We start from the raw sequence: 12,762 nt of genomic DNA, 5'->3' as shown, positions 1-12,762 counted from the left end.
ACATACCGCTGCGCCGCGCCCTCAGGCGCCCAGCCCGGCGTCCCGGGCCAGCAGCGCCGCCTGCACCCGGTTCTCGCACTCCAGCTTCGCCAGGATCCGGCTGACATACGTCTTCACCGTGGCCTCGCTCATATGCAGACGCCTCCCCGCGTCCGCGTTGGAGAGCCCCTCGCCGAGCAGCGCCAGCACATCCCGTTCCCGTGCACTCAGCCGGTCCACCCGCGCCCGCGCCCGCTCACCGCGGGCCGCCGCCCGCCCGGTGGCCAGCTGATCGACCACATGGCGGGTCGCTCCGGGGGAGAGATAGGCATCGCCGGAGGCGGCGGCCCGTACGGCCCCGATCAGCTCCGCGGGCGCGGTGTCCTTCAGCAGAAAGCCCGCGCCCCCGGACTCCAGGGCCCGCAGCACGTTCTCCCGCTCGCCGAAGGTCGTCAGAATGATCACCCGCGCTCCCGGGACGGTCCTGCGCAGCTCCCCCATCGCCGTGAGCCCGTCCATCACCGGCATCTGGATGTCGAGGAGCACCACATCGGCACGGCGGGAACGCGCCAGCTCGATCGCCTCGCGCCCGTTCACGGCCTCCGCCACGACCTCGATCTCCTGGTCGGAGGTGAGGATCATCCGGATCCCGGCCCTGATGAGCGGCTCGTCATCCGCGATGACGACCCGGATCCGCGGCCCCGCCATATCCACCCTCGCACTCACCCATGTCGATCCGGTCCACCGGCCGACCCCAGCATGCCCGAACCATCCCGCCCGGCCCGTCACCGATACCCGCGGCCCACTCCCGCACCGCTCCCGCATCGGCCCGCTCCCGCGTCCGGTGCCGTCAGCGGCAGCGGGCCCTACATCGTGACCTCGTACGACTGCTTCTCGATCAGCTTGCCGTCCTTGAAGCAGAACCGGAAAACCGGCTCCTTGTCCCAGCTGCTGGAGCCCTCCTCCGCCATCAGCACCAGGCACGCGGACCCGGCGGGCTCCACCGGTGCCTCCTTTTTGTCGCCCAGTCCCTCGGTGAAGAAGTTGTCCCCGCTCGGCAGCCGGTCGCGCACCTCGTCCTCGTCCGCACCGACCTTCACCGCGTTGTACGTGGACCGGTCGATCATCCCGTCTTGCAGGGCGTCGACGAGGAAGTACCCGCCGACGACAACGGCCGCGATCAGCAGCACCACCGCCACCAGGGATATCCCACAGCCCAGGCCGATGCCGCCGGCTCTGCTGCCCCGGCCGTAACTCCCGTCCGGCTCACTCATCATCGGCCCCTTCGTCGAGGTGTCCCAGTTCATGACCGGAACACCATGTCCGTGGGGAGCCGCGGGTGCCTGCTGAGCAAAGTCGTCGTCCGCCGATACCAAAGGCGCTGCTTCCACCGCCCCGTACGGCAGCATCCCCGCCACCCGGAAACCGCCGCCCTCCGCGGGCCCGGCGTGGACGATCCCGCCGACCAGCCGGGCCCGCTCGCGCAGCCCGGTCAGTCCCTGTCCCCCGCTGACCGCGTCACCGGCCACCCTGGGATCTACGACACCGCTGACGATCTCCACGACGAGGGAGTCGGGCTCATATCTCAGCTCCACGCCGATGGGAGCGCCCGGAGCGTGCTTGTAGGCGTTGGTCAGCGACTCCTGCACGATCCGGTACGCGGCGTGGTCGGCCGCGGCGGGAAGGGGCCGCTGCTCGCCCGAGCGCCGCAGCACGACCTTGTTGCCGGCGGCCCTGGCCGCCTCCGCCAGTGCGTCGATACCGGCCGTCCCCCGTGCGGCCCGGCCCGATTCGTCGACCGGCGCCTGGGAACCCTCGACCCCGTCGCGCAGGATGCCGACGACCTCGCGCAGCTCGTGCATCGCGGCCACGGAGGCGTTCCGCAGCACACCGACGGCCTCCCGCTGCCGCCCGGTCAGTTCACGGTCGACCTCCAGCGCCCCGGTGTGCACGGAGATCAGGGCCAGCTGATGGCCGAGGCTGTCGTGCATGTCCTGGGCGATGCGCTGACGCTCCAGCAGCCGGGCCTGGCCGGCGATCATCCGGCGCTCCCGCAGCAGTTGGGCGTTGCGCTCCCGCAGCGCTTGCAGCAGCGTCCGGCGCTGGCTCCAGTAGCGGCTGGCCAGACCGGGGACAACCGCGGTCGCGAGATAGGCCAGAGTCGTCACCAGGGCCAGCCCCAGGGGCATCCCGTCCGACCGGTAGAGGGCGAGGAGGGAGCCGCCGACGTAGAGCACGTATCCGACGGTGAACGCGGCAAGCGCCCGCCCGGCGCCCTCGATCCTGCGCCCGGCCGACCAGGCGACGACTCCCATGACCAGGGAGAAGCCGCCCACCACCCCGCCGAGCGCGGCGGTGACCACCAGAACGGGGACGGGCAGGCGGCGACGCAGCAGCGAGCACCCGGCGGCCCCGAGCGCCGCGGCGAGCATCCTCGGCCCGCTCTCGCCGAGGATGTCCTCGACCCCGGCCGCCAGCAGGGCCAGCACCAGCGCGAGTGTCAGCTCCCCCGCCGGCCCCCGCCTCGACAGCGCCGCGGCACCCCGGCCCGGGAGATCCGCGGGCGCCCGCCCCGGCGACCACGGCTCGGGCACCATCAGCCACGTCCAGCCCGCCCGGAGCCCGGCCCAGATCCTCATCGACACGTTCACATCCGCACCCTAGGCAGCCGGGTCCGGGGCCTACGGCCCACTTTCGTCCCGTACGGGAGCGACGAACGTCGACGTCGTACCGTCACGGATTCCACGGCGCCGGTGCCGACGGGCGGGACGCACCGGAGCAGGACACCGGAGAACGCGGAAGCCCCACAGGTCCATGACCTGTGGGGCTTCCGATCTTGTGCGCGAGGGGGGAGTTGAACCCCCACGCCCTTTCGGGCACTGGAACCTGAATCCAGCGCGTCTGCCTATTCCGCCACCCGCGCATTGGGTGTTGTCGCTGGGCTCCGCACTGTCGGGTGTGTCCCCCTGGCGACATCCAGAAGATTAGCACGCAGTCCTGGGTGGATTCACATCCGTTTGTTGGGGCAGCCCTGACCGGGGAACACGGACGGGACGGAGAGCCGGGACCGGAGGGGAGACGCCCGGGGAAGGGGGGAAAGCCAAGGGAAAGGGAAAGGACGGCGGGACGGGAAGTACAGCAGGGCGGCGGGGAAGGAGAGCAGGAGACGGGCAGGGGAACCGGGAACGGCCGGCGATCGTTCCTTCTCTCGCGGACCTCGGCACAGGATTCGGTTCGGCACGGGACTCGGTACGGACCTCGCGGAAGATCCGGCCCGCGTCGGTGCGGGCCCCGGCAGGACGGTCGGCCGGGACCTCGGCACAGGGCCCTGCGGGCCTCGGCCGGATCCGGGCCGGGACCTCCGGCCACGGTGCCGCCGGAAAGCCGGGGAAAGCCGGTGCGGGAGTCGGTGGAGGAGGTCGGCGGAAGAGGCCGGTGCGGACCTGTGGGCGGCCCCGTACGGACATCGGCCGGGCCGCTCGTACAGGCCCGCCGCCGCTCCGCAGCACGGCCCGCCCCCCGCTCCTCCGCGGTCCACCCCGGGTGCGGGACACTGGCATGAGGCCGCCTCTACGATCCGTGTGAGAGGTGACACTCATCGACGGGGCAGACAAGGGGAACCAGCCGATTTCCCGACGCGTGGATACGATCAGTAAGCAGTATCAGGACGGCAGCAATGGAGGAGGTGCCCGATGGGAGTCCTGAAGCGTTTCGAGCAGCGACTCGAAGGTCTGGTCAACGGCACCTTCGCCAAGGTGTTCAAGTCCGAGGTCCAGCCCGTCGAGATCGCCGGCGCTCTCCAGCGCGAGTGCGACAACAACGCGACGATCTGGAACCGCGAGCGGACGGTCGTCCCCAATGACTTCATCGTCGAACTGAGCACGCCCGACTTCGAGCGGCTGAGCCCCTACTCGGGGCAGCTCGGCGACGAGCTGGCGGGTCTGGTGCGGGACTACGCCAAGCAGCAGCGCTACACCTTCATGGGCCCGATCAAGGTCCATCTGGAGAAGGCCGACGACCTCGACACCGGTCTGTACCGGGTGCGCAGCCGGACTCTCGCGTCGAGTACGTCACAGTCTCCCGACCGGGACCCGGCGGGCCCCGGCGCCCCCGGTGGATACGGCTACCCGCCCCGCGCGGTGCCGAGCCCGCTCCCCGGAGCGCCTCCCATGCCGTCCGCACCGCCTCCGGGCGCGGGACGCCCGGGCCTCGCGCCCGTAGGCCCGGCGGGTGGTCCCGGCCCGCTGCCGGGAGCGCAGGTACGACGCTGGATCGAGATCAACGGCACCCGCCATCAGATCTCCCGCCCGACGCTGGTGCTGGGCCGCAGCACCGACGCCGATGTGCGGATCGACGACCCCGGCGTCTCCCGCCGGCACTGTGAGATCCGGACCGGAACGCCCTCGACGATCCAGGATCTCGGGTCTACCAACGGCATCGTGGTAGACGGGCAGCACACCACCCGCGCTACGCTCCGCGACGGCTCGCGGATCGTCGTGGGCAGCACCACCATCGTTTACCGGCAAGCCGAAGGGTGAAGCGGGGGCAATGTCAGAGCTGACCCTGACGGTCATGCGGCTAGGTTTCCTGGCCGTTCTGTGGCTGTTCGTGATCGTGGCCGTCCAGGTCATCCGCAGCGACCTGTTCGGCACGCGCGTCACCCAGCGCGGTTCGCGCCGGGGCGGGGACGCGCGCCCGCAGCAGGCGCGCCAGCCCGCCGCGCCGCCGCCGCAGCGCCAGCAGTCCGGCAACCGGCAGCGGCGGGGGGCACCGACCAAGCTGGTCGTCTCGGAGGGGACCCTCACCGGCACCACGGTGGCGCTGCAGGGCCAGACCATCACGCTGGGCCGGGCGCACGATTCGACGATCGTGCTGGACGACGACTACGCGTCCAGCAGGCATGCCAGGATCTACCCGGACCGTGACGGCCAGTGGATCGTCGAGGATCTCGGGTCCACCAACGGCACCTATCTCGACCGGACCCGGCTCACCACCCCGACACCGATTCCGCTGGGCGCGCCGATCCGCATCGGCAAAACCGTCATCGAGCTGCGGAAGTAGTAGGACTAATGACAGCGCGCGAGCGGAGCGAGCGAGCCGCAGCGGTCCCGACAGCGGACCGGGACCGGCTCCCGACCGGAGGGTGGGCAGTGTGGCTCGAGACCGGCTGTACCCCGAGGCAGCATCGACAGGGCAGGGGCAGGTGCGCATGAGTCTGTCTCTGCGCTTCGCCGCCGGATCGCACAAAGGCATGATCCGGGAGGGCAACGAGGACTCCGGCTACGCCGGTCCACGGCTCCTGGCGATCGCCGACGGCATGGGGGGGCAGGCCGCCGGTGAGGTCGCCTCCTCGGAGGTCATCTCCACTCTCGTCACGCTCGACGACGATGTGCCCGGTTCGGACATTCTCACCTCGCTCGGTACCGCCGTGCAGCGCGCCAACGAGCAGCTGCGGCTGATGGTCGAGGAGGACCCCCAGCTCGAAGGCATGGGCACCACGCTCACCGCCCTGCTCTGGACGGGCCAGCGGCTCGGTCTGGTCCATGTCGGCGACTCCCGCGCCTATCTGCTGCGCGACGGCGTGCTGACGCAGATCACCCAGGACCACACGTGGGTGCAGCGGCTGGTCGACGAGGGCCGTATCACCGAGGAAGAGGCCACCACCCACCCGCAGCGCTCCCTGCTGATGCGCGCGCTGGGCAGCGGCGACCACGTGGAACCCGATCTGTCGATCCGTGAGGTCCGGGCCGGCGACCGCTATCTGATCTGCTCCGACGGACTCTCCGGCGTGGTCTCCCATCAGACGATGGAGGACACCCTCGCCAGCTACCAGGGCCCGCAGGAGACCGTTCAGAATCTGATCCAGCTCGCCCTGCGCGGCGGCGGCCCGGACAACATCACCTGCATCGTCGCCGATGTCCTGGACACCGACTCCAACGACACCCTCGCGACCCAGCTCAGCGACACCCCGGTCGTCGTCGGCGCGGTCGCCGAGAACCAGTACCCGCTGAACGACGGCGGCGCGATGCAGACCCCGGCCGGCCGCGCGGCCGGTCTCGGCCGCCAGGTGCCGCAGCAGCAGCCCGGCGGCTTCGGCCCGCCCGGGAGCGGCGACGGCGTGGGGTACGGCGGGACGCCGCCCGAGGGCGGCTTCGGCGCGTACAACGACGACGAGTTCGACAAACCGCGCGGCGGCCGCACCTGGCTGAAGCGATCCTTCATCACCGTGCTCGCCCTGGCGGTCGTCGGCGGCGCCCTCTACGGGGGCTACCGCTGGACGCAGACGCAGTACTACGTCGGCTCCCGGGACGGGCACGTCGCGCTCTACCGGGGCATCAGCCAGGACCTGGCGTGGGTCTCGCTCTCGAAGGTGGAGAAGGATCACCCCGAGATCGAACTCAAGTACCTACCGCCCTACCAGCGCAAGCAGGTCGAGGGCACGATCACCCAGGACAGCATCGGCAGAGCGCGGGCGAAGATCGACGAACTCGCCGGCCAGGCCGCCGCGTGCAAGAAGGAAGAGCAGCGCCGTGAGGCGGCCGACAAGGCCGCCACGGCGCCTCCCGGCGAGGGCGAGGCAGGCGGCACCGCCGGCACCCCGGCCGGCCAGAACACCAGCAAGCCGTCCGCAGCTTCTCCCTCCCCGGGCCCCACCCTCTCGGAGGAGGAGCAGAAGCTGGCCTCGAACTGCGGGAAGCAGTAAACAGCCGTAGGGGGCCTTCTCCGCCATGAGCGTTGTCACCAACACCACCACGATCGGTGCGATCGACGCACCGAGCCGCCGCAACACCGAGCTGATGATGCTCGCGTTCGCGGTGGCCATTCCGGTGTTCGCGTACATCAATGTGGGACTCGCCCTCGACGGGGAGCTGCCCGCCGGAATCCTCGGTTACGGGCTGGGGCTGGGCCTGCTCGCGGCGGTGGCCCATCTCGTGGTGCGGAAGTTCGCCAAGTACGCCGACCCGCTGCTGCTGCCGCTGGCGGTGCTGCTCAACGGGCTCGGTCTGGTGATGATCTGGCGGCTGGACCAGTCGCCGCGCCTGATCCGCCGTGCCGAACAGCTCTTCGGCGGCTTCTCCCCGGACGCGCCCAAGCAGATGCTGTACTCGGCGATCGGTATCGCGCTCTTCGTCGGGGTGCTGCTGGTGCTCAAGGACCACCGGATCCTCCAGCGGTACACCTATATCTCGATGGCGGTGGCGCTGGTCCTGCTGGTGCTGCCGATGTTCTTCCCGGCCCGCAACGGCGCGAAGATCTGGATCAGCCTGGGGCCGATCAACATCCAGCCGGGTGAGTTCGCGAAGATCATCATCGCGATCTTCTTCTCCGGTTACCTCATGGTGAAGAGGGACGCTCTCGCGCTCGCCAGCCGCCGGGTGATGGGGCTGTATCTGCCGCGGGGCCGCGACCTCGGCCCGATCCTGGTGGTCTGGGCGATGTCGATCCTCATCCTCGTCTTCGAGACCGACCTCGGCACCTCGCTGCTGTTCTTCGGCATGTTCGTGATCATGCTGTACGTGGCCACCGAGCGGACCAGCTGGATCGTCTTCGGTCTGCTGATGTCGGCGGCGGGAGCGGTCGGCGTGGCCACCTTCGCGACCCATGTCCAGCAGCGGGTGGACGCCTGGCTCAACCCCTTCTCCGACAAGGTCTGGGGCCAGAGCGACCAGGTCGGCCAGGCGCTGATGTCCTTCGGCGCCGGCGGCACCCTGGGCACCGGCTGGGGCCAGGGCGACTCCGACCTCATCCAGTTCGCCGCCAACTCGGACTTCATCCTCTCCAGCTTCGGCGAGGAGCTGGGGCTCGCCGGGATGATGGCGTTCCTGATGCTGTACGGCCTGATCGTGGAACGCGGTGTGCGTACGGCGCTGGCCGCCCGCGACCCGTTCGGCAAGCTGCTCGCGATCGGCCTCTCGGGCGCCTTCGCCCTCCAGGTCTTCGTGGTCGCCGGCGGTGTGATGGGCCTCATCCCGCTGACCGGTATGACGATGCCGTTCGTCGCGGCCGGCGGCTCGTCCGTGATCGCCAACTGGGCGCTGATCGCCATCCTGATCCGTATCAGCGACACCGCACGCCGGCCCGCTCCCGCCCCCGCACCGTCCCCCGACGCCGAGATGACCCAGGTGGTCCGACCGTGAACAAGCCCCTGCGCCGGATCGCGATCTTCTGCGGGCTCCTCGTACTGGCCCTGCTGGTGCGGGCGAACTGGCTCCAGTACGTGGACGCCGACGAGCTCAACACCAACGACAAGAACCGCCGTATCCTGATCGACCGGTACGCCAGCGAGCGCGGCAACATCATCGTCGACGGCAACCCCATCACGGGCTCCGTCAAGACCGACGACACCGACTTCGCGTACAAGCGGACCTATGTCAACGGCCCGATGTGGGCGCCGGTGACGGGGTACGCCTCGCAGGCGTTCGACGCCAACCAGCTGGAGAAGCTGGAGGACGGCATCCTCACGGGCAACTCCGACCAGCTCTTCTTCGACCGCACGATGGCGATGTTCACGGGCGACAAGAAGAAGGGCGGCAATGTCGTCACCACCCTGAGCGGCGCCGCTCAGAAGGCCGCCTTCGAGGGTCTCGGCCGCAAGAAGGGCGCGGTCGCGGCCATGGACCCCAGGACCGGCAAGGTCCTCGCGCTGGCCTCGACCCCTTCGTACGACCCCTCGTCCTTCGCCGGCAACTCCGACGCGGACACCAAGGCGTGGACCACGCTGACGTCGGAGGACAACAAGGACAAGCCCATGCTCAACCGGGCGCTCCGCGAGGTCTACCCGCCCGGATCGACGTTCAAGGTGGTCACCGCGGCGGCGGCGCTGGAGCACGGCAAGGTCGACGACATCAACGCCCCGACCGACACCCCCGAGCCGTACACCCTGCCCAATACCCGGACCGTGATGAAGAACCAGGTCAGCGGGTGCGAGAACGCGACCCTGAAGAAGGCGCTGGAGGTCTCCTGCAACTCCGTCTTCGCCAAGCTCGGTGACGACGTCACCCGGGACAAGATGCTGGAGACGGCGCAGAAGTTCGGTTTCAACAACGCCGAGCTGGACACCCCGGTCCGCGCGGCGGAGTCCCGCTACGACAAGACGATGGACCGGTCCAGCAACTCGCTGTCCTCGATCGGCCAGTTCAACACCGCGGCCACCCCCCTCCAGATGGCCATGGTCGCCGCCGCGATCGCCAACGACGGCAAGCTGATGAAGCCGTACATGGTCGACAAGCTGGTCGCGCCCAATCTCGACGTGATCTCCCAGACCAAGCCGCAGGAGATGAGCCGCCCCCTCTCGTCGGAGAACGCGCAGCTCGTCCAGGACATGATGGAGAACGTCGTCGAGAACGGCGGTGGCCGCAAGGCCGCCATCGGCGGCGACGTCAAGGTCGGCGGCAAGACCGGTACCGCCCAGCACGGTGAGAAGAACAGCAAGCGCCCGTACGCGTGGTTCATCTCGTACGCCAAGACGGCCGAAGGTTCCCCGGTCGCGGTGGCGGTCGTCGTCGAGGACAGCGACGCCAGCCGGGGCGACATCTCCGGTGGTGGCCTCGCCGCCCCGATCGCCAAGGACGTGATGAAGGCGATCCTGGACAAGTGAGAAAGTGCCAGGGAAATGAGTGAGAAGTGACGCGTATCACGTCCACCTCTCATACCTGCACATTGCGATACCGGTCAGGTATCAGGTGAAGGTCACGGGCCGACCGGGTGGTGGGCGCCCGGTAGCCTTTGCGCGAGCAGCACACCACCGGACCACTGACAGGTGCGGTGGGGACTGACGGAGAGGGCTGGAACTAGTTATGGAAGAGCCGCGTCGCCTCGGCGGCCGGTACGAACTGGGCTCGGTGCTCGGCCGCGGTGGCATGGCGGAGGTCTACCTCGCCCACGACACCCGGCTCGGCCGCACCGTCGCCGTGAAGACGCTGCGGGCCGATCTCGCCCGTGACCCGTCCTTCCAGGCCCGGTTCCGCCGGGAGGCCCAGTCGGCCGCCTCGCTCAACCACCCGGCGATCGTCGCCGTGTACGACACCGGCGAGGACTATGTCGACGGGGTCTCGATCCCGTACATCGTCATGGAGTACGTCGACGGCTCCACGCTCAGGGAACTGCTGCACTCCGGGCGCAGACTGCTGCCCGAGCGCACGCTGGAGATGACGATCGGCATCCTCCAGGCTCTGGAGTACTCCCACCGCAACGGCATCGTCCACCGTGACATCAAGCCCGCGAACGTCATGCTGACCCGCACCGGCCAGGTCAAGGTGATGGACTTCGGCATCGCGCGCGCCATGGGCGACTCCGGGATGACGATGACCCAGACCTCGGCCGTCATCGGTACCGCCCAGTACCTCTCCCCCGAGCAGGCCAAGGGCGAGCAGGTCGACGCCCGCTCCGACCTGTACTCCACCGGCTGCCTGCTCTACGAGCTGCTCACCGTCCGGCCGCCCTTCGTCGGCGACTCCCCGGTGGCCGTGGCGTATCAGCACGTACGCGAGGAACCGCAGCCGCCCTCCACCTTCGACCCCGAGATCACGCCCGAGATGGACGCCATCGTCCTGCGGGCCCTGGTGAAGGACCCGGACTACCGCTATCAGTCCGCCGACGAGATGCGGGCCGACATCGAGGCGTGCCTCGACGGCCAGCCCGTCGCCGCGACGGCGGCGATGGGCGCGGTCGGCTACGGCGGATACGGCGGCGGCGAGCAGCCCACCACGGCGCTGAGGCAGGCCGACCCGGCCGCCCAGACCTCGATGCTTCCGCCGATGAATCCCGACGACGGCGCCGCCGGGGGATTCGGCGGCTATGACGACCGCCCGGACCGGCGCCGCCAGAAGAAGTCGAACACCTCGACGATCCTGCTGGCGGTCGCGGCCGTGCTGGTGCTGGTCGGCGCGATCCTCATCGGCAGGTCCATCTTCGACGGCAGCGGTGACAGCCAGGGCGATGTGACCGTGCCCGTGCTGGTCGGCAAGACACTCGAAGAGGCACAGGTCCTCGCGGGCAACGCCCAGGTCAAGGTCGCCCAGTCCGGTACGGAGCGCTGCGACCAGCCCACGGGCTCGGTCTGCAGCCAGACGCCCGAGTCCGGGAAGATGAAGCAGGGCGAGACCATCCAGGTGGTCGTCTCCGAGGGCGCGCCCAAGATCGAGGTCCCCGACGTCACGGAGAAGTCGGAGGAGAACGCCAAGGAGGCCCTGACGCGCAAGGGCTTCAAGGTCGTCGTCAAGACGAGCGAGTCGTCGGACGAGGACCCCGGCACGGTCATCGAGCAGAACCCGCCCGGCAACAGCCAGGCCGAGAAGAACTCGGTCGTCACCATCACGGTCGCCAGGCAGGCACAGAAGAGTGTGCCCCCGGTGGTCGGGAACCAGCTGCCGAACGCCCAGCAGCAGCTCCAGACACTGGGGTTCCAGGTGACGACGGAGTTCATCGACTCCGACCGGCCCAAGGACCAGGTCATCAGGCAGTCCCCGGAGGGCAACACCAGGGCGGCCGAGGGCTCCACGGTGAAGCTCACGGTCTCCAAGGGACCCGAGCAGCAGGCCCAGGTCCCGAATCTGTTCGGCCAGACGCTCGGCAACGCCAAGGCGATGCTGGAACAGGCCGGTCTCCGGATCGGTAACATCGACGGCCCCGAGGACGACAACGCGCTGGTGGTCGCCCAGAACCCGCCGGCGGGCCCGGCGAACGGCAACGACCAGGTCAGCGTCCGGACCCAGGACGTCGGCGGTGGGAACGGCAACAACGGCGGCAACAACGGCGGGCTCATCAACGGGGGAATCGGCGGCGACTGATTCCGCCCACCGTCGAGCGAACGCCCGGAGGCCCCGGCACCCCAGGAGGGTGCCGGGGCCTCCGGCGTGGTGGACCGACTCGCCGTGGAGCGACTCACGGCGCGGAGGCGGCCGCACGGGAGTCGCGCGGGCGTGTCCGGTGGCCGGGCCCATCGTGGTGGTGTGAGGTGGCCGTGGGCAGCGCCCGGTCATCGTGGCAGTGCCCGGTCACCGTGCGGGTGCATGGGCCTACCGTGCGCAGTAAGTACTGCGCGTCGCTCGCACGGATCGTTTCAGCGGAGTTCCTCGGGGCGCGTGCGGTCGTTGTCGACCTTGACCTCGCGCACCAGCTCGCCCCAGACGATATAGCGGTAGTCGGAGGTGAAGACGGGGGTGCAGGTCGTCAGGGTGATGTAACGGCCCGCCTTGGTCTTCCCCGACTGCTTCGGGACCGGGTCCAGCACCTTCACGTTGTACTTCGAGGTCTGGGGGAGCTTCTCGTAGACCTTGTAGACGTACCAGGTGTCCTTCGTCTCGAAGACGATCGGGTCGCCCACCTTGATCTTGTGGATGTTGTGGAACTTCGCGCCGTGGCCGTCCCGGTGCGCGGCGAGGGTGAAGTTGCCCTTGGCGTCCCAGGGGAGCGCGGATGCGACCGGCTCGGTGTAGTAGCCCGCGATGCCGTCGTTCAGCTTCTTGGGATCGGTGCCCTTCTTCACCAGCACCTCACCGTTGTCCATGGCGGGCACATGGAGGAAGCCGATGCCGTCCTTGGTGTCGAGCCCCCGGGGCGCGTTGTCGCTCTTCCAGCCGTCACGCATCCGGTCGCTCTGGCGGGACGCCTCGCGGTCCGCGACGACATTCGTCCACCACAGTGAATAGGCCACGAAGAGCCCCAGGACCACGCCCGCGGTGATCAGCAGTTCGCCGAGGACACTGATGGCGCCGGCGACCCGGCTGCGCGCACGTGACACTGCACCTGTTCCCGTCTGATAGTCCCCAGGGCCTGCCCTTG

Annotated in this window: 9 protein-coding genes and 1 tRNA gene; 6 read left to right on the top strand and 4 right to left on the bottom strand. The window is 69.5% G+C overall.

All coding sequences use genetic code 11. The features are described 5' to 3' along the window. Positions 1-21: 21 nt before the first annotated feature. The 3 genes from ACFYT4_RS07055 to ACFYT4_RS07045 form a co-directional block, all read right to left on the bottom strand. Positions 22-687, bottom strand: a complete 666-nt coding sequence (locus ACFYT4_RS07055) for a response regulator (RefSeq protein ID WP_389266069.1) — start codon at positions 685-687, stop codon at positions 22-24. Positions 688-845: 158 nt separating this feature from the next. Next, positions 846-2,618 (bottom strand): sensor histidine kinase, encoded by a 1,773-nt coding sequence (locus ACFYT4_RS07050; protein ID WP_389266270.1) that lies wholly within the window; start codon positions 2,616-2,618, stop codon positions 846-848. 200 nt (positions 2,619-2,818) lie between these two features. Next, positions 2,819-2,902: transfer RNA gene (locus ACFYT4_RS07045), tRNA-Leu, on the bottom strand. Positions 2,903-3,671: 769 nt separating this feature from the next. Between ACFYT4_RS07045 and ACFYT4_RS07040 the strand changes: the two genes are divergently transcribed. From ACFYT4_RS07040 to pknB, 6 genes are all read left to right on the top strand, one after another. Continuing rightward, positions 3,672-4,517, top strand: coding sequence for an FhaA domain-containing protein (locus ACFYT4_RS07040; RefSeq protein WP_389266067.1), 846 nt, complete (start codon positions 3,672-3,674; stop codon positions 4,515-4,517). A 10-nt stretch (positions 4,518-4,527) separates the two neighbouring features. Then, on the top strand, positions 4,528-5,040 hold the full coding sequence (locus tag ACFYT4_RS07035; protein WP_389266065.1) for an FHA domain-containing protein: 513 nt from the start codon (positions 4,528-4,530) through the stop codon (positions 5,038-5,040). A gap of 148 nt (positions 5,041-5,188) precedes the next feature. Further along, the gene (locus tag ACFYT4_RS07030) at positions 5,189-6,682 is read left to right on the top strand and encodes a Stp1/IreP family PP2C-type Ser/Thr phosphatase (RefSeq protein WP_389266062.1); all 1,494 of its coding nucleotides are present in this window, start codon (positions 5,189-5,191) and stop codon (positions 6,680-6,682) included. A 25-nt stretch (positions 6,683-6,707) separates the two neighbouring features. Beyond that, positions 6,708-8,117 (top strand): FtsW/RodA/SpoVE family cell cycle protein, encoded by a 1,410-nt coding sequence (locus tag ACFYT4_RS07025; RefSeq protein WP_389266060.1) that lies wholly within the window; start codon positions 6,708-6,710, stop codon positions 8,115-8,117. Beyond that, the gene (locus ACFYT4_RS07020; protein WP_389266058.1) at positions 8,114-9,577 is read left to right on the top strand and encodes a peptidoglycan D,D-transpeptidase FtsI family protein; all 1,464 of its coding nucleotides are present in this window, start codon (positions 8,114-8,116) and stop codon (positions 9,575-9,577) included. The genes ACFYT4_RS07025 and ACFYT4_RS07020 overlap by 4 nt, the downstream gene beginning before the upstream one ends. A gap of 199 nt (positions 9,578-9,776) precedes the next feature. Further along, on the top strand, positions 9,777-11,768 hold the full coding sequence (gene pknB, locus ACFYT4_RS07015) for a Stk1 family PASTA domain-containing Ser/Thr kinase (RefSeq protein ID WP_389266056.1): 1,992 nt from the start codon (positions 9,777-9,779) through the stop codon (positions 11,766-11,768). Between the two features lie 272 nt (positions 11,769-12,040). Here pknB and ACFYT4_RS07010 read toward each other — a convergent pair whose 3' ends face one another. Further along, complete coding sequence (locus tag ACFYT4_RS07010) at positions 12,041-12,721, bottom strand: class E sortase (RefSeq protein ID WP_389266054.1); 681 nt, start codon at positions 12,719-12,721, stop codon at positions 12,041-12,043. Positions 12,722-12,762: the final 41 nt, after the last annotated feature.

The organism is Streptomyces sp. NPDC004609 (assembly GCF_042873655.1).
Classification (GTDB): domain Bacteria; phylum Actinomycetota; class Actinomycetes; order Streptomycetales; family Streptomycetaceae; genus Streptomyces.
Note: the sequence above shows the minus strand (reverse complement) of the source record. Positions and strands in the feature narration are given on the sequence as shown.

Bases quoted from the DNA above. Each gene is read 5' to 3' on its own strand.
- ACFYT4_RS07055 (WP_389266069.1), bottom strand. From the start codon at position 687: ATGGCGGGGCCGCGGATCCGGGTCGTCATCGCGGATGACGAGCCGCTC.
- ACFYT4_RS07050 (WP_389266270.1), bottom strand. From the start codon at position 2,618: ATGAGGATCTGGGCCGGGCTCCGGGCGGGCTGGACGTGGCTGATGGTG.
- ACFYT4_RS07040 (WP_389266067.1), top strand. From the start codon at position 3,672: ATGGGAGTCCTGAAGCGTTTCGAGCAGCGACTCGAAGGTCTGGTCAAC.
- ACFYT4_RS07035 (WP_389266065.1), top strand. From the start codon at position 4,528: ATGTCAGAGCTGACCCTGACGGTCATGCGGCTAGGTTTCCTGGCCGTT.
- ACFYT4_RS07030 (WP_389266062.1), top strand. From the start codon at position 5,189: ATGAGTCTGTCTCTGCGCTTCGCCGCCGGATCGCACAAAGGCATGATC.
- ACFYT4_RS07025 (WP_389266060.1), top strand. From the start codon at position 6,708: ATGAGCGTTGTCACCAACACCACCACGATCGGTGCGATCGACGCACCG.
- pknB (WP_389266056.1), top strand. From the start codon at position 9,777: ATGGAAGAGCCGCGTCGCCTCGGCGGCCGGTACGAACTGGGCTCGGTG.